Source organism: Helicobacter apodemus (assembly GCF_003097575.1).
Taxonomy (GTDB): Bacteria; Campylobacterota; Campylobacteria; order Campylobacterales; family Helicobacteraceae; genus Helicobacter_D; species Helicobacter_D apodemus.
In genome coordinates, this window is sequence record NZ_CP021886.1 from 247,387 (window position 1) to 271,688 (window position 24,302).

The following is a 24,302-nucleotide window of genomic DNA, read 5'->3' on the forward strand; positions in this document are numbered from 1 at the left end:
AAAAGTGGTAATTTATGGAGCAGTGAATCAAGAAAACAAGAAAGAGTTAGAGCAGAATCTAAGAAGAGAGATTCTTATAAAACCAATCGTATCAATTTGGGATTTAGAGGTTTTAGAATCTATTTATGGAGATTTAAAGAATAAAAAATCTGTTTTTGTTATTAATCCCGCTTTTGATTTTTTTGATATTGATGTGTTTTGTGAATTTGTAATGCAATCTCTTAAAGGAGGGAGAAATATTTATTTTGTACCTCAAATTAATCCAGATTATTTTATTAAAGAACCTTTTTGGTTTTTTATTACTTCTTTAGATTCTGTTGCAAACTTTTTAGTGGAATCTCTTTATCTTAAAAAGTCCATTAATACAGATTTTAGAAATTTTTTACATAAAAGCTTTCGGGGGCATAGCATTAGCAGGGTAGATATTCCTAAATATTTGACAAATTTAAGTGAGAATTGGGAATGTTTTTTTGCTCAAGATTTTTCTAAAGATTTCTTTTTAAAGTATTCAGATGTTTATTTCCCTCATCCTCAAAATGTGCATATTGCTATCTCCAATCGTTGCAATTTAGAATGTGTGATGTGTCCTTACCATGCTAAGGAATATAGAAGCTTGCAAACAAGTAATTTTTTTGAGAAGAATCTCTTTATGCAAACACAGGATTTTGAAAAGATTGCAAAATATTGTGGCGAAAATAAAATTTTTATGCAGTTTGGGCAGCTTGATGAACCCTTTATTCATCCTAAGTTTTTTGAGTTCTTGGATATTGCCAAAGATTATGGTGTTGAGAATATTAATATTACAACTAATGGAACTTTGTTAAATAAGAAAAATGCAGAAAAGATTGTTCAATCCAATATCAACCATATCACCTTTTCTTTAGATGCTATTGATAAGGAGAGCTATAAAAGAATAAGGGGCTATGACTATGATACGACAGTGGCGAATATCCAATATTTAATTGATTTATTAAAAACCGCTAAGAAAAAGACTACTTTGGGAGTATGTTTTATCCTCCAAGGAGAGAATGATCAAGAGAAGAGCACGCAGTTTTTAGAATATTGGCTTCCTTTGGTTGATAAAGTTAAATTTCACCAACTTAGTGAATTTGAAGTTGATGAAAATGGTAGTTTTGTTACCAAACACCAAAAGCAGTTTAGGGAATATAAGCAAAGGCATGCTTGTTCCATCCCTTGGCAGGTTTTATTTATTACTCCAGATTTGAAAGTAACCTTTTGTTGCAACAGTATGTCAGTTTATTCTACTTCAGGACTAGTCTCGGGGGAGGGGGCAATAATTGGAGATTTGAGGATACAAAGCTTAGAAGAGATATGGAAGGGGGATTCTTTAATGCGGCTTAGGAGAGAGCTTTTAACCAATAGTTTTCAAGATTTTAAAATCTGTGAAAAATGTTCTTTATGGTCAGGCGGAGAACCTAATATAGAAATTGATCAAATTGCTAACTTAAGAGTTAAAAAAACTTATACGGAGTGTGAGATTATCTATGAAAAAGAATAAAAAAATAGCATTGTTTGGAAATTCTAATAATAACTTTTTCGCTCTTGCGAGATATTTGCGTGCTACGGGTGGAGGGGGATATAATGTGGATTTGTTTTTATGCAATAATGAATTACCGCATTTTCATCCTTCTTGCGATAGCTATTCTTTGGATTTTATTCATTATACTTTTTTGTTGCCTTTTGGGAATTTGTATTGGTTTTTAGATGAGATTGAATCCCTTAAGAAAAATAAGGAACTTTTAAATCATATAAGAAATTATGATGTTATTTTTGCAAATGGTTCCTCTGTGGCTTATTTGAGTTATTTTGATATTCCTATTGATTTTTTTGTCCCTTATGGAATGGATTTGGTGAATTATCCCTTTTATGTAAAGTCTGCTAATCCCAGTCATAGAAAACATTTGGATTCTTTTAGTTTTTATCAAAGTAAAGGTATTAAAGAATCCAAAAAACTTCTAAGCACTGAGGATATACTTAATGTAGCTGCCTATGAAAAATCTATTATGCAATTAGATTTGGTCTCTAAAGTGGTAACCTTTAAAACTTTTCCTTATATTTATATGGAGTTTTATCAAAGAGAGGTTATACCAAAGTTTTTTAATTCTTCTTATTGGGCAGAGGATTTTTATTCCTTAACTAAAGATTCTCAATTTGTTGTTTTTCATCATGCAAGGCATTCTTGGAAGAGTGTTCGAGAAGAAGGGAGACGCGTAGCAGATAAGTGTAATGATAAGGTATTGCAGGCTTTTGCTACTTTTGTTAAAGATACTAAGAAATATAAGCCTAAGCTTTTAACCTTTGAATATGGTAGTGATATTGATTCAAGTAAGCAAATGGTCAAAGAACTTGGAATACAAGATTATGTCCAATGGCTACCCATTATGAATCGTAAAGATATTATGGTGGGTCTGTATTATGCTTCTTGTGCTACGGGTCAATTTCATATTGGCTGTATTGGTGGAGGAGTTCAAAGTGAGGCTTTAGTCGCCTCTGTTCCGCTTGTTCATTATGTTAATCCTCTAAGGTATGATTTAAACGAAATTTATCCCTTTATCCAAGCAAAAGAGGTTGAAGAGATACAAAGAGGATTTGAATCTTGCCTTAAAGATCCTAAGAAATATCAACAAATGGCTAATGATGCCTTTAAGTGGATGCAAAGAGAAATGCTTTTGGCGGTAAATGGTATTTGCGAATTAATAGAGGATAAAAAAATGATATAATTTTTCATTCTTTTTTACAATGGAGAGTAGAATTTGAGACTTTTTCTTGCGATTTTTCTACCTTTTGCAGTATTCTTTACTATTGGTCGTCCTATTGCTGGTATTATTTGTTTAATTCTTCAATTTACTTTAATAGGCTGGTTTCCATCAGCACTTTGGGCAATTTATGCATTAAGTCAATACAAGACAGATCAAAAGATTAAAGATTCTTTAAAAAATAAAGAATAAGGTTTATCTAAATTTACTTTTTCTTCATTACCCTTTTATAAAACTCACATTATAATCCCAAGTTTTATTAAGGGAGTATTCAATGTGTCGTATTGTAGGTGGCTTGGAGTTTAAAGGCAAGAGGGGGCTTTTAGATTCTATAGAGAAAATGCGTGATTATATGAGCACTGGAGGACCTGATGACTTTGGGCTTTATACGCAAGAATATTGCAATCTTGCTTTAGGACATAGACGACTTTCTATTATTGATTTAAGCGGTTTTTCTCATCAACCTTTTGTGAGCAAGGATGAGCGTTTTGCTTTAGTATTTAATGGAGAGATTTATAATTATAAGGAAATTGCCAATAAGCTTGTCAGTGAGGGGGTGAGATGTGAAGCCTTTAGCGACACTGAAGTTTTGCTACAAAGTTTTGCACATTGGGGTGTTGAATGTGTGAAAGAGTTTGAGGGAATGTTTGCTTTTGCGATATGGGATAATTTAGAGCAAAAGTTATATTGTTTTCGCGATAGATCTGGAAGTAAGCCTCTTTATTATTATTTTGATGGAGAGAGGTTTTTGTTTGCTTCAGAGCTTAAAGGAATCTTATCTTACCCCTATTTAAAAAAGTCCATTAATAAAGAATCTTTAAGTTTATTTTTAAGTTTTGGGTATATCCCTGCACCTCATTGTATCTTAGAGTATTGTTTTAAACTTGAGGCAGGGAGTTATCTTGTTGTGGATAAAGAAGCTAATATCGTAAAAGGAGCTTATTATCATCCAAAAGATTTTTATCTACAACCCTGTGATTTTACTTGGGATAGTTTTATTTCTGCTTTACAGACAAGTATTGCTTATAGAATGGTGAGTGATGTTCCTGTGGGTGTGCTTTTAAGCGGTGGGGTGGATTCTTCTTTGGTGTGTGCGGTGTTGAAGGATTTAGGATATAGCTTTGAGAGTTTTAGTATGGGGTTTGTAGAATCTAGTTTTGATGAGAGTTCTTATGCTAGGCAAGTAGCAGATATTTTAGGGATTACTAATCATCAATTTATTTGTCATTTGGATGAAGTGAGAGGATTGATAGAGCAATTGCCTTTTGTTTATGATGAGCCTTTTGGTGATGTTTCTGCCCTACCTACAATGCTTTTAGCAAGCAAGATTGCAAAAACTCATAAAGTAGCCTTAAGTGCTGATGGCGGAGATGAACTTGGCATTGGTTATGAGAGATATTTTTGGAGTATGCAACGATGGAAGCAATACCGCTATTATAGGAAGTTTAAAGTTGGCTGGATTTTGGATTTATTTCCTGCAGATTTTATTGTAGATTTATTCTCAAAATTTGGTATTTCTATGGGTATTGATAAGTTTTTACGCATTAAAAACCAGCTTAAAGCCAAGAGTTTTTTAGAGCATTATAAAGTGGAAATTACACATTTTAAAAAAGAAGACTTATTACTTAATCATCTTCCTTTTAAGTTAATAGGAGAGGGATATTCTTGCCTAGATACTTATACGCAGATGAGTTATTTTGATTGGTGTCATTATCTAAGTGAAGATATTTTAACCAAAACAGATAGGGCTAGTATGCATGTTGGATTAGAAATTAGGGAGCCTTTGTTGGGAAGAGAATTTGTGCGTTTTATGCAAGGGATTCCCATGAAATATAAAGTTTGCAATGGAGAAGGAAAGATAGTGTTTAAGAAATATTTAGAAAAGTTTTTTCCACATTCTTTAATCTACCGTTCTAAGATGGGGTTTGGTGTGCCTTTGGAAGCTTGGATGAGAGGAGATTTGAGGTATTTATTAGAAGAGGTTTTAGACTATGCAGAGGATTATTTAGATACCCTATTTATTAATAAGTTATTAAGCTCTTTTGATGCTAATAGAAGAGTGGATTTTAGTAAGATTTGGTATATTTATGTCTTTTGTGCATGGAGAAAACAATGGAATATCTAAAAAAGTTTGAAACTATAGATTTGGGGAAGGGTTGTTACATTTACCCAAAAGGAGGTTGTGCAGAGATTTTAAGCAATATCTTAAAAGATTGCAAAAGAGATCTTATTTTAAAGTTTCTTGATGATAAGGATAGTGTAAATAATCTTGTAGCCAAACAAGAAGAGATTAGACAAAGTGGGGAGTATGTGTTAATCTGTGCGGGTGATGTGCAAGATGAGCTTGTTTTAAAATGTGAGGATTTAGGACTTAAATACCTTGATGGGAGAGAATTTATTGCTTCTTGTTTAGGACGGCAAATCCTCTTAGAGGCTTCGGGGGGAGGGGCAAAATTTGAACTTTTAGAAAATGGGGGGGGTTGCGTATTTTTGATAATTTATGGATTACCCATTATTATTTCTTTTATGACCTCTTTGTATATTATGTCTCTCCCAAATGTTTAGAAGCTTTAACCCAATGTGTGCTTCAATATACCTTGAGTATTAAGGAGGCTTTATTGCAAGTTGGATTTAACCTTGAAGTTTCCTATGGCATTAGCTTAAATTATGCTCCCCATACTCATAAAATAGCGACATTTATTCATAAAGATATTCCTATAGAGTGGTATTTTGGGAGTTATGAATATTATCTTGAACACAAGCAAAAGGTTTTAGGGGATAGAGTGTTAATAGCCCCTTGGATTTTAATAGATTTCTTTGTTAGTAAAAAGGTTGCTTTATTCCTCTCTGGCATTGTTCCTAAGCTTTCTTGTGAGAAAAAAATAGTTATTGGAATGGGGCATAGTATCGCAGAAGCGTTTATGTTTTTTCCCAAAGCTTTAAAACAAGAGTATTTGCAGCAATATATTGGTTATTATTTCTTAGGTTTTGATTATTATTTGGCTATTGATAGAGCTTCTTTAAAAGCCTATGAAAGTATTTTTCAATCTGTTGGGGTAAAAACTAAGGCTATCGCTGGAGGCTCTCCAAGGTTGGATTTAAAGCTAGAACAATCTTGTGCTTTAAGGAGTATAGAGCAGTTTTTATTTATCCCTAGATTAACTAAACCTTATGAGCTAATGGGAATTATAAAAAGGCTTTTAGAGTTGGGTAAAAAAGTCCTTTTTCGCCCACATCCTGCTTATAGAGGTTATTACCAATGGGTCGGGAAGCAAAACCCTTATGCTTGCTTGGAGGTGTTTTTATCTTATGCGGGATTTAGCTTTGATGAGAGTGAGAGTATCACCTTAGATAGTCTTTCTAAGAGTATTGTAATTACGGATAATTCCTCACTCTCTTATAGTGCCCCTTTAAGCTCTTTAAAACCTGTGATTCTTTATGCTCCTCCTAAGAAAGAGTTTGATTTAAGGGTTTGTAACTTCGATTGTTCTTTTGTGAATCCTCTTTTGCATAGAGTAGCTTTGAATGAATTAGAATTTATGCAGGTAGCCTTAAGGTTAGAAGAGGAATTAAAACAAAGCGGAGAGCTGATAGCCCAAGAGATTTTGCAGTATAAAGAGGCAAATATTTTTTATCCTAAAGCCTCTGCTTTAGAGATTGCAAAACTCTTAATGTCCCTTTTAAAAAGTTGATTATGCTAAAATGCAAGGAATTTTATATTTAAGGGGTTAGGCTATGAAAATAACCTTTCTCATTGATGTTATGAGACGCGGGGGAGCGCAAAAGATTCTTAGTCTTATTTTGGATATTCTCTCTTGCAATGGTTTTGAAGTGCAGCTTGTAGTGCTTAAAAAAACGCAAGATGTAATGGAGATTCCTAATATTAAAGTGTTTTATCTTTTAGGAAGCGAAAAAGAGCCTTTGTTGCCTAATAGTTTTTTGCTTTTAGAATCTTTTAGCAATATCGCTAAAGATTGTGATTTAATTGTTTCTTTTATGGATTTTATTACCAGCTATTATGCAGTTTTAGGGGCAAAAATCCTCTCTAAGCCTTATTATATTTTTGTACGTTGTGAGCCTTCTTTTGTAGAAAATAACTTTCCACAAAGTGGTATTAATCATACTTTATATGCAATGTGTTTGCAAGGGGCTTTAAGGGTCGTGTGTAATTCTAGGGCGAGTTGTAAGGATGTAGAGAGGAATTTTGGGGTTTTAAGGACTAAGATTGATTTACTTTATAATCCTATTGATACTGCCAAGATTATGCGTTTAAGCCAACAAGCCTTAGAGTTTCCTAAGCAAGAAGGGGAGGTTTTTTGTTTTGCCATTGGAAGGTTACACGCACAAAAGAATTATTTAACACTTCTACAAGCCTTTAAGGCTTTGCCTAATTTTATCAAACTTTATATTTTAGGTGAGGGGGAGCAAAGGGAGGAGATAGAGGCTTATTTGCAGACTCACCAAATGCAAAATGTAATTTTGCTAGGATTTAAGGAGAATATCTATCCTTTGTTGAAAAAAGCCGATATTTTTATACATACTTCATATTACGAGGGCTTCCCCAATGCAGTTTTAGAGGCGGCTTCTTTAGGACTTCCCCTTTTGTTATCTAATATCCCAACGCATAAAGAAATTTTTGAGGACAAAGCTTTGTTTTTTGACCCTTATAATGCAGAAGAACTTTGTGAAAACCTTAAGGGTTTGATAAAAAATACAGCTTTATTAGCAAAGCTAAAAAAACAAAGTTTTGAAGCACTTAAGCAATATTCTATGGAATCTTTTAGCAAGGAAGTATTGAGGATTTTTCAAGAGGCTAAAACTGCATTGGGGAAGCCCTCGTAATATGAAGTATGTATAAAAATATCGGAAAATCTTAAAACTGCATTGGGGAAGCCCTCGTAATATGAAGTATGTATAAAAATATCGGAAAATCTTAAAACTGCATTGGGGAAGCCCTCGCTATATGAAGTATGGAGAAAAATATCGGAAAAATCTTTAAATAATGCAGAAATCACAAGTAATAAAGCCCTGAATATAAGAGGAATGAATATTAAAAACAAATCTTTTGCCCTTAAGTAAGCTTTGATAATGCCTTAGGGTTTAAATTTTTTTGATGCAACAATGTATTATAATTTCGGTTTTTATTAAGATTTTAGGAGACCTTATGCCCTTTTATGGAAAGAAAATAACTTTATCGTGGTTTTATTTTGCTATTCTTAGTGCCCTTTTTTTTACTTGTATGAATTTTAATTTTTTTATGCAAACTTATCAACATTTAGACCCTAGTTCTTCTTTGTTTTTAAAAATATCCTTACTTCTAGTTTATTTTGCTCTAGCCCTTAGTCTTATATCTTTATTGTTTTTTTTGCATTTACATAAGCCTGTGCTAATTGTCTTGGTATGGATTGCTTGCCTTAGTGCATATTTTATGTCCTTTTATGGGGTGGTGATTGATAAGGATATGATAGATAATGTTATGAAAACTGATAGCCAAGAAGCTTTTGGTTTAATCTCTCCTAGTTTATTGATTTTTATCTTGGTTTTGGGGGTGTTGCCTACTTGGTTTATCTTAAAGGTAAATGTTGCTTACCCTAGAACCCTAAAGGGGAGATTTTTCTATCCCTTGCTAGGTTTTTTTATGGCATTTCTTTTCGCACTTGGAATCTTTTATTGGCATAGCCAAACACTTATTCCATTCTTTCGGAATTATAATTTTCTAAGAATCTATGAAACACCTTTGCGACAAATTTATTCTGTTGTGTTGTATATCAAAGGGGCTTTACCCGCAAAGGAGTTTGAAGTTATTGCTAAAGATGCGGCTTTGAAGCCTGATTCTAAGGAGCAGTTAATGATTTTGGTAGTAGGGGAGACTGCAAGGGCTGCTAATTATTCTTTAGACAATTATGTGATTAATGATACGAATGCTTATACCAAAGAAGAATCTATTGTGTATTTTGATAATTTTTATTCTTGTGGGACTTCTACTGCTATTAGTGTTCCTTGTATGTTTTCAGATTATAAAAGGGAGAATTTTTCAAAATCTACTTATTATCGCGAAAATGTTTTAGATATTTTGCATAAAGTTGGAGTGAATGTTGTGTGGATAGGTAATAACTCTGGTGGGTGTCAAGGTGTTTGTAAAAACTTAGAAAGAGTAAAAATCTTAAAAGAGCCTTATGATGAGGTATTATTAGTAGAGGTATTAGAGAATCTTAAGGGGTTAGAGAAGCAAAACCTTATTATCGTGCATTTGCAAGGCTCTCACGGACCTACTTATTACCAACGTTACCCTAATGCTTTTAAAAAGTTTCTACCCACTTGCGATACTAATGAGCTCCAAAAATGCACCCAAGAGGAGCTTATTAATACTTATGATAACACCTTGCTTTATACAGACTATATTCTAAAATCTTTAATTGGTATGTTAAAGGAGTATCCAAACTATGAAACGAGTTTGATTTATTTATCAGATCACGGAGAGAGTTTAGGTGAAAATGGGATTTACTTGCATGGAATGCCTTATTTTATAGCCCCAAAAGAACAAATTCATATCCCTTTTATGTTCTTTAGTAATAATTCATCGCTTATGCAAATCGCACAATCCCGCAAAAGTTTGCTTCTATCTCAAGATAATATTTTTAGCACTTTGCTTGGGTATTTTGGTGTAGAGAGTGAAGTTTATAAGAGTGAAGATGATTTATTCAGTATGGATTTTGAAGGACAATGATGAAGCCTAAATACCATTTTTTAGCGAATGCAAAATTTGCCTTAGAAGGAGTGTTGGCAATGCTTAAGCAAGAGGCAGCTTTCCGCATTGAATTAGCAATCATCATTCCTGCTGTGATTATAAGCTTTTTCCTGCCGCTAGATTTAATAGAGCATTTGTTTTTAATAGTGGTGCTGTTTTTGATACTTATCTTAGAGGCGGTTAATTCTAGCATGGAAGCTTGTATAGACTTAATCACCCCCAACTTCCACCCCCTAGCCAAAATCGCTAAAGATTGTGCGAGTGCTGCAGTTTTCTTTAGTGTGCTTTTAGCCCTTTTAGTTTGGGGAGTTATTTTATTTTCTTTATGGGGTTATTAAAACATTAGATAATTTCTGTGATAAATTTGCGTTTTAATTCCCATAAAAGAATTATCTTAAGTGAGAGGTGGGAACCCTTAGTTTGTAAGCAAACTTTTCCCAACCACTACGATAATTTCTGTTAGGGGATTAAATTAAACCTTTAAAATCTCTAAACCATTAAAATTCTTAAATCTTAGTGTTAAACTTTTAAATTTTATAAGTTTCAATGAAATAAAGCTTTAGTTTAACCCTAAAGTATTAAAAGAATATAATATTAAAATTAGCATTCAATTCTTAAAAACCCTCAAAAGTGTAGTATAATCACACTTTTATTGTAAGGATTGTATTCTAACTATCTACCATAAACCCACCTACCCTAAAAATAGATTTTATAAACTCTTTGTTTATCTTAAGGTAGTAGGTTTAGGTTGTAATGAATTTTTATTTAAAAACACACAAAATTAAAAAGGACAAAACTATGCAACTTTTTATTTTAAACTTTAAAAGAACAGGCGTTAGTAATATCATAGAAACTTTAGGCTTAACATCTCTTATAAAAACCCTACAAGACTCTCATCAAATTCCTACCTTAGATACTAATACTGCTATTAAAGAACACTCTATTCCTAATTTCTTTAGTGAAGAACTTTATAATATCTTAAAAGAAGTAGAGTTTATAAATTCTAATCATCATTCTCTAGTCGGGGGGGGGGGGCATTAATAGTGTCTTTTAATTATCCTTTATTAGAACAAAGAGAAAAAGATTTTGCCAAAGACTTTTTAAAAACTGCTCTAAATTCTAAAGAAAATCTCTATTATTATCCTAAACCTAATACCTATACAGAAGTTGATGATTTTGCCCTTTTTTCTTTAAGAGAAAACATTACAAGTGAAAATCTAAAAATAGAATCCCTTTATAGAAATAATCTAATCCATAGAGATTTAAGAGGAAAACTCCATACCTTTTTAAGAAAAGAAAAAAACATTGATTCTAAAATCCTCTCTAAGAAATTCTTTTATGAATCTAGAAAACTTTTTAATTGCTCTTTTACTTGGAGTGAATATAAAGTCTCACAAGAACAACTCCAATATGATTTAATAGATAAGGTAGAGGAGTTTTATCCGTATCCTATCTATGTCAATATTGCTACTTTAAATATCTGTAATTTAGAATGCGTAATGTGTCCTATGTTTTCCCCTATATTAAAAGACACTATACAAACAGACTTTTTTAAACAAAAACAAGTTTTAGATGAGAGTGTTGTTTATAGGGTGATTGACTTTATCGCCCAAAATACCATTCAAACTACTGCCATAGGATTTATTGCACTAGGAGAGCCACTCCTTGATAAAAGAATGCCAAAATTTGTAAGTTATGCAAGAGAGAGAGGGATTGATTTAGTTACTTTAACAACCAATGGCACCCTTTTAGAACAAAAAGGCATTGCCCTCTTAGATGCAGGATTAAACAGAATGACCATAAGTATAGATGGAGCCACCTCTGAAACTTATAAAAAGATTCGAGGAACGGATTTAGAAAAAGTAGAAAGAGGCGTTAGAAGATGTGTAGAATACGCCAGAATATTAAACAATAAGGGAGCAGATATTGAATTTAATCTTAATTGTGTGCTAGTCAATACAGAGATTGAAAAAGAAAAAGAACTTTATTTGAGTAAATGGAGTGATTGTAGGGATGTGATAACCAATATTTATTTTACTCATATGGTAATTTTTGATAGTGAGGGTGTAGATACGAATAAAAAACAAAGTGCCATTGCTTATAATCAAGCTCATACAGAGATTTGCTCTTTGCCTTGGCTTGGAATGCAAATGGATTGTTATGGAGATGCTTATGTGTGCTGCATTATGCAAGATAGCACCTTTTATAATAATAAGATTTCTATTGGGAATGTGGTCGAAAATACGCCTCAAGAAGTGTGGAACTCTGCTAAGGCTAAAGTTTTAAGGAAAGAAAGTTTAGAAAATTCTTTTTTTACCTTTAAACTCTGTGCTAATTGTGGGGAAAAATACCGAACATTTTTTAAAGAAGATGGCAGTGCTTTAGAGATTAATATAAGTGAAAGATACTAATGTGTTCAATTTGTGGGATTTATGGGAAGAGGGATTATACACCAACTCTTGAAAAAATGATTGCAGCTATGGACTTTAGAGGTCCAAATGGGTGCTTTAGCTATGTAGATAAAGGGTTTTATGGAACAAGTAATCGCTTAAGCATTAATGATTTACAATGCGGCACACAGCCCTTTAGCAATGTAGATGGTAGTATTGTCGTTTTTTTTAATGGAGAGATTTATAATTATAAGACTTTAAAGGAGGAATTACAAAATGATGATATAGAGTTTTTTAGCCATTGTGATGGGGAGATTCTTCCCTTTATGTATCAAAAGTATGGAATAGAAGGTTTTAAACTCTTAGATGGAATGTTTGGGATAGCTCTTTATGATAAGAATCTCCGTAAAATCTTTTTAGTAAGAGATATTGCAGGAGAGAAGCCCCTTTATTATCTTCATCATCAAGAAATATTTGCTTATAGCACTTTAATCACTCCTTTGCGTGAAGTTATAAAGCCCACTTTAAATCATCAAGCCATTTGGGATTTTCTCACTTTTGGATTTATCCCGGAGCCTCAAAGCATTTATCAAGAAATTGTAAGTCTGCCTAAGGGAAGTATTTTAGAATTTGACTGCCACGATTTAACTCTTAAGATTAAAGATTTTAAAGAAGATTGTTTGAAAATCCACCAAGTAAGTTATGAAAATCCTATTTTAGCCACTAAAGAGCTTGTTAGTAAAAGTGTGTATGATAGATTATTGGGCGATGTGAAAATTGGTGCTTTTTTAAGCGGTGGGCTTGATAGCTCCATAGTTTCTGCTCTAGCTTGTAAGGAGATAGCAGATTTTCATACCTTTAGCATTGCGTTTTGTGAAGGTTATGATCCTCATAGTGCTTTTGTGAATGAAAGTGCATTTTCTCAATTAGTGGCAAAACATATTGGTTCTAAGCATTATGAGTTGCAAATTAACGCCAAAGATTTTCAAAAGGAATTAGAATCTTTTATTCAAAGTAGTGATCAGCCCTTTGGTGCTATTTCAGGGATTGGGATTAAACTTTTAGCAAGGATGGCTAGAGAGCTTGGAGTAAAAGTTCTTTTAAGCGGTGATGGAGCCGATGAAAATTTTGGCGGTTATGCTTGGTATCCAAAATTGCGTTTTAATAATCCTCAAGCCATTACTCCACAAAAGCCTAAAGGTTGGCATTACTATGCCTTTGAAGAAGAAAAGAAAGCTTTATTCTCTGAAGATTTTTTTGCAAATATGCAAAGCTCTTTAAGATATTTTCCTACTTCAGATTCTTTGCCTTTAGCGTTTATCGCTTTTGATAGAGAGTTTTACTTGCCTTATGAAATGATGGCGAAGCTTGATAGGATGTGTATGAGTGAGAGTGTGGAGGGGAGGGCTTGTTTCCTCTCTCCTGCTATTTTAGCCTTTATACAGAGTTTAGATTATGAAACTTTGCTTTTAAAGGGTGAAAAATGGCTTTTAAAAGAAGCATTTAGGGAACTTTTACCCCAAGAGATTTTAGAGAGAGAAAAGCACGGATTTAATGCCCCTATTGATTATTGGATGAAAAAGGATTGGTTGTGGCTCTTAAAAGAATCCTTAAGTGCTAAGAGTGCTTTAAATCGTTATGGAATGTTAGATAAAGGTGCTAGTGAGTTTATGCTTAAATTGCTCTTTTCCTCTCAAGTAAGAGTTGGGAATATCGCTTTTTATTTAGTGGTATTGAATTTATGGCTAGAAAATCTATCTTGATTTTAGCAGATCTTACAAGCCCTTTAATGGAAGCAAGGATTAAGATGTTAGAAAACTTACCTTATAAAAAATATATCTTGCATAATGCGAATAACCAATCACTTAGCCCCCAAATCTTAGAATCTTATGCAAACTTTATTATTTTAGAACACCCTAAAATAAATTCTACTACAATCCGTTATTTTTATAGCTTCTTTTATACTTTCTATCTCCTACTTACTCTAAACCCAAAACTTATTGTCGTGCATTGGGCTAGCAGGCTCTACCAAAATATCCCCTTAAGTCTTTGGGGCAAAAGAGTAATCGTGCATACAATGGGAGGGGATATTGATAAAACACAAGATTATTGGGGTAAGAAAAAATTTTTTGTCGATAGGCTTTTAAAGGCTGCTCGGGTTATTTCCGTGAAATCTGTCTTTATGCAAGAGATGCTACAGGGACATAATAGTGAACTAAAGGATAAAATTATGCTTCTCTCTTGGGGGTAGAAGAGAGATTTTATCAGAGTATAACAGGGGTTTCTAAGAAAGCTATGCAACAAAAACTTTTTGGAAGAAATTTTGATTTTTTGTTTTTTTCTATTCGAGCTTTCAAGCCTTTCTATCAGCAGAGGGAAATTGTAGAGGCTTTTATAAAATATTTTGGCAAACAAAGCAATATTGGTTTATTGCTCCCAACATTTAATCAGGATATAGAATATTTTAAAGAAGTCTCTAGTTCTTTTACCCCTAATATCTTTATCTATAATATTCCTCATAGCCAAATGCATAATTATCTCTTTGCGGTGGATTGTGTGATTTCTTATAGCAAAAGTGATGGAATCTCCCAATCACTTATGGAATCTCTTTGTGCTAAGAAATGGATTATTGCCAATAAATTACCTAACCATTCTATGTTTTTAAAGCATAAAGAAAATGCCTACTTGGTGGATAATATAGAGGAATTGCAAGAAGCTTTTGTAAATATACAAAGAAGTATTTTAAAGCCTTACTATGATGAAATTTTAGATTGTAAAGCCCAAAAAAAGCGTTATCTTTCTATCCTTAAAGAATACTTTAATGTCGCTTAATATGGTAATATTTGATTTATTTTTTAAAGAGAAGTGAAATGGTTAAAGAGCATTTGGAATATTTAGTTTGTCCTGCTTGTAAAGGAAATTTAAAACTTCAAAAAGAGGTTTATGAGGGAGATTTCATTAAAGAGGGTTTGTTAAGTTGTGATTGTGGCAAGGAGTATTCTATCGTGAATTTCATCCCTCGATTTGTACCAAAGAGTAATTATGCGGATAGTTTTGGCTTTGAATGGAATATGCATAAAAAAACGCAATTTGATAGTGAAAGTGGTGTGGAGGCAAGTAAAAAAAGATTCTATGAAGAAACAAAGTGGAATCCTAAAGAAGGGGGTATTATTTTAGAAGCAGGTTGTGGTTCTGGGAGATTTACTCCTTATGCTCTGCAAGTAGCGGAGAGAGAGGGATTATTGATAAGTTTTGATTATTCTAGTGCCGTTGATGCTGCACTCGTGGGGAATCCCTTGAGTAAAAATTTACTTTTTTTGCAAGCTAATATCTATGAACTTCCCCTTAAAGAGGGGATTATTGATAAATGCTTTTGTTTTGGTGTGTTGCAACATACGCCTAGTGCAAAAAAAGCTATTTTATCTTTAGTGAGGAGTTTAAAGAATGGAGGAGAGTTTGTGTGCGATCATTATCCTTTTAATTGTAACACTCTCTTTAACACTAAATATTGGGTTCGTCCTATCACGACAAGAATCCCGCATAAAATGCTTTATAATTTTGGAAGAAAATATATCAATTTTATGTGGCCGCTTTTTAAGTTTAACCGCAAGTTTTTTTCTCCCAAACGTGCTAATAGGATTAATTGGAGGCTTTTAATTCCTGATTATAGTAATGAGAGATTAAGTGAAGAAAAACTCAAAGAATGGGCTTATTTGGACTTTTTTGATATGTTAAGTCCTAAGTATGACCGCCCAATTTTAATGCAAACTTTTTATGATTATTTGCAAGAATCAGGGTTAGAAAATATTTGGGTTAAGAAGGGTTATAATGGCTGGGAAGGAAGAGGGAGTAAATCTTGAATAAGAAATTTGGAATTGTTGGCGTTGCAGGATATGTTGCACCACGGCATTTAAGGGCTATAAAAGAGACTGGAAATAAGCTTGTTTGTGCTTTTGATCCTAATGATTGTGTGGGTATTATGGATAGTTATTTTCCTGATGCAGATTTTTTTACAGAGTTTGAGCGATTTGATAGACATGTAGATAAATTGCGTAGAGCTGGTAATGGGCTGGATTATATTTCTATTTGTTCTCCTAATTATTTACATGATAGCCATATCCGTTTTGGACTTAGAAGTGGCGTAAATGTTATTTGTGAGAAGCCCTTAGTATTGAATCCTTGGAATATTGATGCGTTAGAAACAATAGAAAAAGAGACAGGTAAAAAAGTCTATAATATTTTACAATTAAGATTGCATCCAAGCATTATTCACTTAAAAAATGAAATTACCAATGTTTTACAAAAGCAGCCTAATAAAATTTTTGAGGTTGATTTAACTTATATCACCTCTAGGGGGAAATGGTATTTTATTTCTTGGAAAGGAGATGTTGCTAAGAGTGGAGGTATTGCTACTAATATAGGCATTCATTTTTTTGATATGCTTTTATGGATTTTTGGCGATGTGAAAGAAAATATCGTAAATATTTTAAATGCTAATAGTGCTGGAGGGATTTTAGAGCTAAAAAACGCAAGGGTGCGATGGTTTTTATCCGTAGATTCTGCTAATCTTCCAAAGGAAATTTTAGAACAAAATCAACGCACCTTTAGAGTCATCTGCATAGATGGTAAAGAAATAGAATTTAGCGAGGGCTTTACAGATTTACATACGCAAAGCTATAAAGAAGTTTTGAGGGGTAATGGGTTTGGATTAAAAAATGCTAAAGATTCTATAGAGTTGGTGCATAAAATTAGAAATGCTAAAACTATAGGTTTAAAGAGGGAATATCATCCCTTTTGTAAAAAAGTTTTAACAAGATAATATTGATGGATACAACGAGTTTTATTCACCAAAGTTCTATTGTTGATGAGGGGGTTTCTTTAGGCAGTGGTTGTAAAATTTGGCATTTTACTCATATCCTTTCTGGAAGCATTATTGGCAATCATTGCTCCTTTGGACAAAATTGTGTCGTGGGTCCTAATATAAAAATGGGAAATAATTGTAAAGTCCAAAATAATGTAAGCATTTATGAGGGTGTTGAATGTGAAGATGATGTGTTTTTGGGTCCTTCGATGGTTTTTACAAATGTTATAAATCCTCGTGCCTTTATTAACCGTAGAGAGGAATTTAAAAAAACACTTTTGAAAAGGGGATGTTCTATAGGGGCTAATGTTACGATTGTGTGTGGAGTGAGTATTGGAAGATATGCGTTTATTGGTGCTGGAAGTGTTGTGATAAAAGATGTGCCTGATTTTGCATTGGTTGTTGGGAATCCTGCAAGGCAAATAGGCTGGGTTGATAAGGCTGGTTTGCGTTTGGAATTTGATAAAAATGGCATTGCAAGAGATAGTTTTGATAATACTCAATATAAATTGAATCATTCTACTTTAGAGGTTATTTATGCAGATTGATTTTGCTAATTTAAAAGAAACACATAGACATTATCAACAAGCAATAGAAGAATCTATTTTAAAAGTTGCAAGAGAAGCAAATTATATTATGGGTGAGGAGGTAAGTAAGCTTGAAGAGGAATTAGTAGATTTTATTGGTGGAGGCTATGCTATTACTTGTGGAAGTGGAAGTGATGCTTTATTGTTAGCTTTGTTGGCTTTAGGGATAAAGTCAGGAGATGAGGTTATTACGACACCTTTTTCTTTCATTGCTACTGCTGAGATGATTGCACTACTTGGTGCAAAACCTGTTTTTGTTGATATTTCCTTAAAGGATTATAATCTTGATGTTCATCTTATTGAGCATAAAATTACTGCTAAAACAAAAGCTATTTTAGCAGTTAGTCTTTATGGGCAACCTCCCCAGTTAAACTTGCTAGAAGCAATGGCAAGAAAATATAATCTCAAACTTATTTTAGATGGTGCTCAAAGTTTTGGAGCAGAGTTTTTAGGAAAAAAAGATTCTTTGTATGGAGATATTGCTACAACAAGTTTCTTTCCGGCTAAACCTTTAGGATGTTATGGCGATGGTGGGGCAGTTTTTACAAAAGATAAAGCCTTGGCTTTAAAAATAGCTAGTTTAAGGATACATGGACAAAAAGAGCGTTATGTCCACCAGTATATTGGCATTGGTGGGAGATTAGATGCTTTACAAGCAGCTATTTTACGCGTAAAATTAAGAAACTTTAAGGAAGTCATACAAAAACGCAATTTTGTAGCCTTGCAATACGCAAAATATTTAAATAAAGATTCTTTAGTATTGCCAAAGATTTTGGAGGATAGAACTTCTACTTTTGCCCAATATACTATTAGGGTAAAGAATAGAGCTAAACTTATCTTAGAGCTTAAAAATATGGGGATTCCAACGGCTATTCATTATCCTTTGGGACTGCATTTGCAAGAATGCTTTAGAGGATTGGGGTATCAAAAAGGTGATTTTTTAGTTTGTGAGAGAGTAAGTCAGGAGGTTTTAAGCTTACCAATGAATCCCTATCTTAGCGAAGAGCAAATACAATGGATTACTCATAATATTAATCAAAGGATTTAAAATGCAAAAAGTTTTAATTTATGGATTTGGTTGGAGTGGGCAGAGTATGCTTGAGTTGTGCTTAAAGTTAGGTTTTGAGTGCAGAGTTGTGGATGATGGATTGAATCTTGCCTTTACAAGAAATGATGTTTTTATAGATTCTAAAGAGCTTAATACGCAGACTTTTGATATTTATTTTATTTGTTGTGTAAGTGAGGAGGTGCGTAATATAATTCTCCAAAAACTTATAGGGTTTAATATACCAAAAGAGAAAATAAAATTTATACAAACTTATATCTATAAGCCACAAATGGCGTTTTTGTTGAAAAAATATTTTTCTAATGCAAAACAAACTTTGCAAGAGTGGCTAAAAGAAAGTCAAGATATGCCTGATTTTCACTGCAAATTGCAAAAAATGCAAGAATCTTATTTTGAAAAAAAAGCTATTAGTTCTCAAAATTTATTAGAGTGGAGAAATCAAGTTGATAGCCTAATACCTCATCAAACTATATTTTCTAAGATTTATCAAAGCACTTTTATAAAGAGCAAATTAGACCATATTGCCTATCCGGGATTTAGTATAGGAATTTCTATCCATAAGAGCGAGGATAAGGATTTTTATTTTGTTAAAAAAATAGATTTTAAAAGCCTTATTAATCGTCCTAAGCATATCAAACTTATTGCTTGTTTTGGGAATAGTGCTTTAAGGGTAGAATATCTCCCTTATGAGGAGAGTATTACAGCGTTTTTGCAAAAAGAAGTTGGGGATTCTTATATTGTTTTAAATTTTGGTGTTACTGGTTATACGATTTATGAGCAGCTTATGCTTTATAATGCCTTATGTTTTGAGCTAAAGCCTGAACTTGTCATAAGCTTCTTTTTAGGAACAGATTTTCGCACGGGTTTGATTAGCTGTGATGTGTTGGTAAAAAAACATAAGATTCTTTATTCTCCTTGGTGGAATGAGGGAGATTATAAAAAAACTATTCAAAGTGAAATGCCTTTATTCTCTGAAATGGGAAATAATCCAGAAGCGGTGAATGCAAATATCGTATTTGGCGATATTAATGCAGCCATTAAAATGCGACTAGAGCAATTTAAAGCCATTGTTAGTGCGGGGGGGGGGGCATTTCTTGCCTTTATCCAGCCCCTATTACCTTGCAAGTTAGAATGGAGCGAAGAAGAAAAAGTTATGCGGCATAAGGAAATAGAGATTTTAAATCACGCAACCGCTTTTCAAAATATTTTGATTCCAAAAATACCCGATATTATCAAAGGATTTAAAAAAGAGGTGCAAGCATTGGATTATATTTTTGATTTAAATGAAGTCATTGCACAGAGTAAAGAATCACTTTTTACTAATCATTGGATTCATTGTAATGCAAGAGGTAATGAGATAATTGCTAAAGAGGTTTTAGAGATTTTAAAAAAGAGAGGAATGATAGAGGGTGTGTAGTATTTGTGGAGGGACTTACCCTTTAGAGAATATCAAAAGGGCTTCTAGGGCTATGATTCATAGAGGACCTGATTTTAGCGGAGAATATGAGGATTTAGGGATTGCTTTAGCCCATAATCGCTTAAAAATCTTAGATTTAAATCCTCAATCTAACCAACCTTTTACCTCACCCTTTTGTCCGCATTTGGTATTGGTGTTTAATGGAGAGATTTATAATTATGTAGAGATTAAAGAGGAGTTAAAGAGGCAAAATATCCCCTTTTTTACTCAAAGCGATACCGAAGTTTTACTCCATAGTTTTGCCCACTTGGGGGAGAAATGTTTGCAGAAATTCAATGGCGATTTTGCTTTTGTGATTTACAACAAGAGGGATAAAAGCCTTTTTTTAGCCCGTGATAGATTGGGTAATAAGCCTTTGTTTTATGCGCTAGAAAAAGGAAAGATTCTTTTTGCTTCCGAGATTAAAGCCTTTTTAGCCCTTAAAAATTATCCTTTTGACTTAGAGGAAGTCTCTAAATGGCTTTTATTTGGTAATGGGGATTTAAAGAGGAGTATTTATGCGGGTATTTATAACTTCCCTGCTGCACATTATGGGGTTTTTAAAGCGGGTAAATTAGAGATAAAAAAATATTGGAATCTTGAAATAAAACCTACAAAATCCTCTTTAAGTGAATCATTGGAGGAATTACAATTCCTTTTGCTTAATGCCCTAGAGATTCGCCTAAGGGCTGATGTGCCTATTGCAATGTGTGTTTCTGGAGGGATTGATAGCTCTATTTTGGCTCATTTGGCACTTAAATTAGGGAGGGATGTTAGATTCTTTGGGGTAAGTTTTAAAGGTTTAGAGGGTGATGAGCGTAAATTTATCCAACAATTACAAAGCGATGTAAAACAAGAAATTACATTAATTACCCCTAGTATAGAATCTATAAAAAGAGATTTTAAGAATCTTATTAACGCTCAAGATGAGATTTTTAGGAGTTTTTCACTTTATCCTCAATTTTTACTCTTTAAAACTCTTTCTACTTCTTGTAAGGTGGTGCTAGGAGGGCAGGGGGCTGATGAGTTATTTGGGGGTTATTATCACCATGTAGGACGTCTGCTTTATCATTCCTTTAAAGAATTCCAAAATCGTATTAGAATCTATGGGAATGAAGCCTTTAAGGAGTATAATTTTGGACTTAAATGTGCTTTAAAGGATTCTTTAAAGATGAAGCTTTTTAAAGAAGACAATAAAGAAAATATCAAAAAACTGCAAAATTTGGATTTGCCAATCCCTTCTTTAGAACCTTTATTGGAGAGATTTTTACCGGATTTTAATCAAGGCTTATGGGCAGATACTATTACGTTTAATTTGCCTCATTTATTGCGTTATGAGGACAGAAACGCAATGGCTCATAGTGTGGAAAATCGCACACCTTTTACGGATTTTAGGGTGGTGGAATTTGCTTTTTCTTTGCAAGATTCTTTGAAATTTCAAAAGGGTTTTAGTAAATATCTCTTAAGGGTTTTATTAGAATCTTTAGGGAGTAAAAAACTTGCTTGGAGGAAGGATAAAATGGGTTTTGGTGTGCCAGAAAAAAGATTTATGGATACCTTAGGATTAGCTTACCAATCACTTTTTGATGTAAGGGTGGCTATTTTTGAGGCTTTAAGGAGGGGTAGATGATATGGATTGATGTAGCAACGCCAAAATATGCAATGTTTTTTATAGGTATGATTAAATCTTTAGAGAAAAGAGGTTATCAAGTTTTGGTAACTACAAGGTATGCTCCTAATTATACAGAAGCAAAGCAAATTTTAGAGATTCATAATATCCCCCATATTGTACTTGGTGAGTATGGGGGTGCCACTTTGTTGGAGAAGTTTGAAGCAAGGATTTTTCGCCAAAAGGAGATTTTAGATCTTTTTCGTACAAGAGGAGTGCCAAAGGTTCTAATTTGTGGGGCTGTCGTTGATAGTGTGCAGGTGGCTTATGGAATAGGGATACCAGTTGTTAATATCTATGATACTCCAGCTTTCACGAGAGCTGGGGATGATAGCTGTCCTAAAGAGCTAACCGCCGTTGCGAGGCTTACCTTGCCGTTTTCTTCGTTATTTTTCTATCCCTTTATTTTCCCTAAAGAATTAATGCTAAGGTTTGCTTTAGATGAAAACCAAATTGAATCTTATCCTTTTATTGATGTAGCATTATGGATAAATGCGATTAAAAAAGATTCTAAAAATGATTTTAGAATTCGTTATGGATTAGATATTTCTAAGCCTACGATTTTAGTTAGAGAAGAAGAGTATAAAGCCCATTATGTTAAAGAGCAAATTCCTACAATTTATGAAGTAATTCCACTTTTAAAACAGGGATTAGATGCTAATATCGTGATTATGCCCCGCTATGAGAAAGAACTTTTGATGCGTGATTTTGGAACTTATGCTACGATTTTAGAAGAGAAGCTAAAGCCAGAGGAGTTTTATCCTTTTTTGGATTTGTTTATTGGTGGTGGAGGGACTATGAATTTAGAGGCAGTTTGTTATGGGATTCCTACCATTTCTACCCGCTCTATTTGGCTTATCCATGACCAATATTTAATCAGCAATCATTTAATGTTTTGGAGTCAAGATGCCAAAGAGATTATAACAATTGCTAAAAAAATGATAGGAAAAAGAGTGGATTCTAAGAGTTATTTTGTCCGTGGGGAATGTAATTTTAATCATATTATTGAAAGGATTGAAAAGGAGTTTTTATGTTAGGAGTCGCACTTTTAGGCTGTGGCAGAATTGCATCAAGGCATGCAGAATTACTAAGTAAAGGAGAGATTACAGGGGCTTCTTTGGTGTGCGTGTGCGATAGTGATGTTAAGAGGGCTAGAGCCTTTGGAGAGAAATATCAAGTTCCATTTTTTCAAGATTTAGCCTTAATGATGGAGAAGCATTCTTGTGAAATTGATATTGTCTCTATACTAACTCCTAGTGGATTGCACGCTAAAAATACTTTGGAGGTTGCAAAATATAAAAAACATATTATTGTTGAGAAGCCCATAGCCTTAACTTTAGAAGATGCCGATAAAATGATAGAGGCTTGTGATAGGAATAATATTCGGCTTTTTGTCGTGAAGCAAAATCGTTTTAATTTGCCGGTGCAAAAATTAAAAGAGGCATTAGAGTTGGGAAGATTTGGGAAGCTTGTTATGGGAAGTGTGAGGGTGCGTTGGTGCAGGGACGATGCTTATTATAAACAAGATTCTTGGCGTGGAACTTGGGCTATGGATGGAGGAGTTTTTACCAATCAAGCCAGCCATCATATTGATTTATTGGAATGGATGATGGGGGATGTGGAGAGTGTTTTTGCTAAGGCTAGAACTGCTTTGAGTGATATAGAGACTGAAGATACAGGAGTGGCGGTTTTGAGATTTAAAAGTGGTGCTTTAGGGATTATTGAGGCGACAACTGCAACGCGTCCTTTTGATTTAGAGGGTAGTATTTCTATTTTGGGAGAATTGGGAAGTGTCGAAATTGGAGGATTTGCGGTCAATGAAATTAAGCATTGGAATTTTACACAACCTTTGCAGAGCGATAAAGAAGTTATGGAGAAATACTCTACTAATCCTCCTAATGTCTATGGGTTTGGGCATAAGGAGTATTACCTAGATGTAATAGATTGTATTAAAAACAATAAAAAAGCCTTAGTGGATGGATTAGAAGGTAGAAAGAGTTTAGAGCTTATTATTGCTATTTATGAATCTATTGAAACAGGCAAGGAAGTGTTTTTGCGATTTCAGCCGCAAAGATGTAAATTGGGGCATAGCAAGTGAAAAAAGTCGTATTTTTAGGTGCAAAGGAAATTGGTAGAAAATGTTTAACAGAGTTGTTTGCTAGGCAAGAGGAGTTAGGCTTTACACTTCTTAGTGTAGGGACTTCCCCTAAAGGAGAGGGGGTAAGGGAATTTTGTATGCGGCATAAAATCTTGATGATTGCGGATTTAGATGAGCTTTTAAGCTTAGATTTTGACATACTTTTTTGTGTGCAATATCACCAAATCTTAAAACCCCAACATATTTTTTGCGCTAAAGAAATCGCTTTTAATCTCCATTTAGCACCCTTGCCAGAATATAGAGGGTGCAACCAATTTTCTTTTGCGATTTTTAATGAGGATAAAGAGTTTGGCGTAAGCATTCATAAAATAGATGAGGGGATTGATAGTGGAGATATTGCCTTTGAGAGACGTTTTAAAATCCCTCCTGATTGTTTTGTTGATGAGTTAGTAGCATTAGCTAATGCCTATGGGTTGGAACTTTTTGTTAATGCTTCGGGGCAAATGATAAAAGGAGAATATCATTTAACCCCACAAAAAGACATTTATGCCACCAGAAGGGAATTTCATCTAAGGAATGAAATTGATGCCTTAAAAGCGGTGAATCTTAACTCCTGCGGGGGGGGGGAGGGCTTTAATTGAAAAAATTAT

Annotated in this window: 23 protein-coding genes; all 23 read left to right on the forward strand. The window is 33.6% G+C overall.

Going from position 1 to position 24,302, the window contains the following annotated elements:
- The first annotated feature begins 4 nt into the window (after window positions 1–4).
- The 23 genes from CDV25_RS01230 (at window position 5) to CDV25_RS01340 (ending at window position 24,293) form a co-directional block, all read left to right on the forward strand.
- Window positions 5–1,519 carry a radical SAM/SPASM domain-containing protein gene (locus tag CDV25_RS01230; protein WP_108910428.1) on the forward strand — a complete coding sequence of 505 codons (1,515 nt, stop codon included), beginning with the start codon at window positions 5–7 and terminating at the stop codon, window positions 1,517–1,519.
- Window positions 1,506–2,741, forward strand: coding sequence for a hypothetical protein (locus tag CDV25_RS01235; protein WP_108910429.1), 1,236 nt, complete (start codon window positions 1,506–1,508; stop codon window positions 2,739–2,741). The genes CDV25_RS01230 and CDV25_RS01235 overlap by 14 nt, the downstream gene beginning before the upstream one ends.
- Window positions 2,742–2,774: 33 nt before the next feature.
- Window positions 2,775–2,969: a YqaE/Pmp3 family membrane protein gene (locus CDV25_RS01240; RefSeq protein WP_108910430.1), complete on the forward strand. Its 195-nt coding sequence runs from the start codon at window positions 2,775–2,777 to the stop codon at window positions 2,967–2,969.
- Between the two features lie 82 nt (window positions 2,970–3,051).
- A complete protein-coding gene (gene asnB, locus CDV25_RS01245) occupies window positions 3,052–4,902 on the forward strand; it encodes an asparagine synthase (glutamine-hydrolyzing) (RefSeq protein WP_108910431.1) in 1,851 nt (616 codons plus the stop codon).
- Entirely contained in the window at window positions 4,890–5,342 is a 453-nt protein-coding gene (locus tag CDV25_RS01250) for a hypothetical protein (RefSeq protein WP_108910432.1), read from the forward strand. The genes asnB (CDV25_RS01245) and CDV25_RS01250 overlap by 13 nt, the downstream gene beginning before the upstream one ends.
- 53 nt (window positions 5,343–5,395) lie before the next feature.
- Complete coding sequence (locus CDV25_RS01255) at window positions 5,396–6,469, forward strand: hypothetical protein (protein WP_162550384.1); 1,074 nt, start codon at window positions 5,396–5,398, stop codon at window positions 6,467–6,469.
- Window positions 6,470–6,512: 43 nt separating this feature from the next.
- Complete coding sequence (locus CDV25_RS01260) at window positions 6,513–7,619, forward strand: glycosyltransferase (RefSeq protein WP_108910434.1); 1,107 nt, start codon at window positions 6,513–6,515, stop codon at window positions 7,617–7,619.
- A 322-nt stretch (window positions 7,620–7,941) separates the two neighbouring features.
- Window positions 7,942–9,504 (forward strand): phosphoethanolamine transferase, encoded by a 1,563-nt coding sequence (locus CDV25_RS01265; RefSeq protein WP_108910435.1) that lies wholly within the window; start codon window positions 7,942–7,944, stop codon window positions 9,502–9,504.
- Window positions 9,504–9,863, forward strand: coding sequence for a diacylglycerol kinase (locus CDV25_RS01270; protein ID WP_108910436.1), 360 nt, complete (start codon window positions 9,504–9,506; stop codon window positions 9,861–9,863). Before CDV25_RS01265 ends, CDV25_RS01270 begins: the two co-directional genes overlap by 1 nt.
- 460 nt (window positions 9,864–10,323) lie before the next feature.
- Window positions 10,324–10,566: a hypothetical protein gene (locus CDV25_RS01275; protein WP_108911796.1), complete on the forward strand. Its 243-nt coding sequence runs from the start codon at window positions 10,324–10,326 to the stop codon at window positions 10,564–10,566.
- Window positions 10,567–10,568: 2 nt separating this feature from the next.
- Window positions 10,569–11,936, forward strand: coding sequence for a radical SAM/SPASM domain-containing protein (locus CDV25_RS01280; RefSeq protein ID WP_239056376.1), 1,368 nt, complete (start codon window positions 10,569–10,571; stop codon window positions 11,934–11,936).
- On the forward strand, window positions 11,936–13,678 hold the full coding sequence (gene asnB / locus CDV25_RS01285; RefSeq protein ID WP_108910438.1) for an asparagine synthase (glutamine-hydrolyzing): 1,743 nt from the start codon (window positions 11,936–11,938) through the stop codon (window positions 13,676–13,678). The genes CDV25_RS01280 and asnB (CDV25_RS01285) overlap by 1 nt, the downstream gene beginning before the upstream one ends.
- 44 nt (window positions 13,679–13,722) lie before the next feature.
- Complete coding sequence (locus CDV25_RS01290; RefSeq protein ID WP_162550386.1) at window positions 13,723–14,166, forward strand: hypothetical protein; 444 nt, start codon at window positions 13,723–13,725, stop codon at window positions 14,164–14,166.
- 44 nt (window positions 14,167–14,210) lie between these two features.
- Window positions 14,211–14,747 carry a glycosyltransferase gene (locus tag CDV25_RS01295; RefSeq protein WP_162550388.1) on the forward strand — a complete coding sequence of 179 codons (537 nt, stop codon included), beginning with the start codon at window positions 14,211–14,213 and terminating at the stop codon, window positions 14,745–14,747.
- Between the two features lie 38 nt (window positions 14,748–14,785).
- Window positions 14,786–15,775: a methyltransferase domain-containing protein gene (locus CDV25_RS01300; RefSeq protein ID WP_108910441.1), complete on the forward strand. Its 990-nt coding sequence runs from the start codon at window positions 14,786–14,788 to the stop codon at window positions 15,773–15,775.
- The gene (locus tag CDV25_RS01305) at window positions 15,769–16,734 is read left to right on the forward strand and encodes a Gfo/Idh/MocA family oxidoreductase (RefSeq protein ID WP_108910442.1); all 966 of its coding nucleotides are present in this window, start codon (window positions 15,769–15,771) and stop codon (window positions 16,732–16,734) included. Before CDV25_RS01300 ends, CDV25_RS01305 begins: the two co-directional genes overlap by 7 nt.
- 5 nt (window positions 16,735–16,739) lie before the next feature.
- Window positions 16,740–17,324 (forward strand): acyltransferase, encoded by a 585-nt coding sequence (locus CDV25_RS01310; RefSeq protein ID WP_108910443.1) that lies wholly within the window; start codon window positions 16,740–16,742, stop codon window positions 17,322–17,324.
- Window positions 17,314–18,411, forward strand: coding sequence for a DegT/DnrJ/EryC1/StrS family aminotransferase (locus tag CDV25_RS01315; protein ID WP_108910444.1), 1,098 nt, complete (start codon window positions 17,314–17,316; stop codon window positions 18,409–18,411). Before CDV25_RS01310 ends, CDV25_RS01315 begins: the two co-directional genes overlap by 11 nt.
- A 1-nt stretch (window position 18,412) precedes the next feature.
- Window positions 18,413–19,846, forward strand: coding sequence for an SGNH/GDSL hydrolase family protein (locus CDV25_RS10390; RefSeq protein WP_239056377.1), 1,434 nt, complete (start codon window positions 18,413–18,415; stop codon window positions 19,844–19,846).
- Window positions 19,839–21,515 (forward strand): asparagine synthase (glutamine-hydrolyzing), encoded by a 1,677-nt coding sequence (gene asnB / locus CDV25_RS01325; RefSeq protein ID WP_108910445.1) that lies wholly within the window; start codon window positions 19,839–19,841, stop codon window positions 21,513–21,515. Before CDV25_RS10390 ends, asnB (CDV25_RS01325) begins: the two co-directional genes overlap by 8 nt.
- Entirely contained in the window at window positions 21,512–22,591 is a 1,080-nt protein-coding gene (locus CDV25_RS01330) for a DUF354 domain-containing protein (protein WP_108910446.1), read from the forward strand. Before asnB (CDV25_RS01325) ends, CDV25_RS01330 begins: the two co-directional genes overlap by 4 nt.
- Window positions 22,585–23,652: a Gfo/Idh/MocA family protein gene (locus tag CDV25_RS01335; protein ID WP_108910447.1), complete on the forward strand. Its 1,068-nt coding sequence runs from the start codon at window positions 22,585–22,587 to the stop codon at window positions 23,650–23,652. Before CDV25_RS01330 ends, CDV25_RS01335 begins: the two co-directional genes overlap by 7 nt.
- Complete coding sequence (locus CDV25_RS01340) at window positions 23,649–24,293, forward strand: formyltransferase family protein (RefSeq protein WP_108910448.1); 645 nt, start codon at window positions 23,649–23,651, stop codon at window positions 24,291–24,293. Before CDV25_RS01335 ends, CDV25_RS01340 begins: the two co-directional genes overlap by 4 nt.
- Window positions 24,294–24,302 lie beyond the last annotated feature (9 nt).

Bases quoted from the DNA above. Each gene is read 5' to 3' on its own strand.
- CDV25_RS01260 (WP_108910434.1), top strand. From the start codon at position 6,513: ATGAAAATAACCTTTCTCATTGATGTTATGAGACGCGGGGGAGCGCAA.
- CDV25_RS01250 (WP_108910432.1), top strand. From the start codon at position 4,890: ATGGAATATCTAAAAAAGTTTGAAACTATAGATTTGGGGAAGGGTTGT.
- CDV25_RS01265 (WP_108910435.1), top strand. From the start codon at position 7,942: ATGCCCTTTTATGGAAAGAAAATAACTTTATCGTGGTTTTATTTTGCT.
- asnB (WP_108910438.1), top strand. From the start codon at position 11,936: ATGTGTTCAATTTGTGGGATTTATGGGAAGAGGGATTATACACCAACT.
- asnB (WP_108910431.1), top strand. From the start codon at position 3,052: ATGTGTCGTATTGTAGGTGGCTTGGAGTTTAAAGGCAAGAGGGGGCTT.
- CDV25_RS01310 (WP_108910443.1), top strand. From the start codon at position 16,740: ATGGATACAACGAGTTTTATTCACCAAAGTTCTATTGTTGATGAGGGG.
- CDV25_RS01235 (WP_108910429.1), top strand. From the start codon at position 1,506: ATGAAAAAGAATAAAAAAATAGCATTGTTTGGAAATTCTAATAATAAC.
- CDV25_RS01330 (WP_108910446.1), top strand. From the start codon at position 21,512: ATGATATGGATTGATGTAGCAACGCCAAAATATGCAATGTTTTTTATA.
- CDV25_RS01315 (WP_108910444.1), top strand. From the start codon at position 17,314: ATGCAGATTGATTTTGCTAATTTAAAAGAAACACATAGACATTATCAA.
- CDV25_RS01295 (WP_162550388.1), top strand. From the start codon at position 14,211: ATGCAACAAAAACTTTTTGGAAGAAATTTTGATTTTTTGTTTTTTTCT.
- CDV25_RS10390 (WP_239056377.1), top strand. From the start codon at position 18,413: ATGCAAAAAGTTTTAATTTATGGATTTGGTTGGAGTGGGCAGAGTATG.
- CDV25_RS01300 (WP_108910441.1), top strand. From the start codon at position 14,786: ATGGTTAAAGAGCATTTGGAATATTTAGTTTGTCCTGCTTGTAAAGGA.
- CDV25_RS01270 (WP_108910436.1), top strand. From the start codon at position 9,504: ATGAAGCCTAAATACCATTTTTTAGCGAATGCAAAATTTGCCTTAGAA.
- CDV25_RS01275 (WP_108911796.1), top strand. From the start codon at position 10,324: ATGCAACTTTTTATTTTAAACTTTAAAAGAACAGGCGTTAGTAATATC.
- CDV25_RS01335 (WP_108910447.1), top strand. From the start codon at position 22,585: ATGTTAGGAGTCGCACTTTTAGGCTGTGGCAGAATTGCATCAAGGCAT.
- CDV25_RS01290 (WP_162550386.1), top strand. From the start codon at position 13,723: ATGTTAGAAAACTTACCTTATAAAAAATATATCTTGCATAATGCGAAT.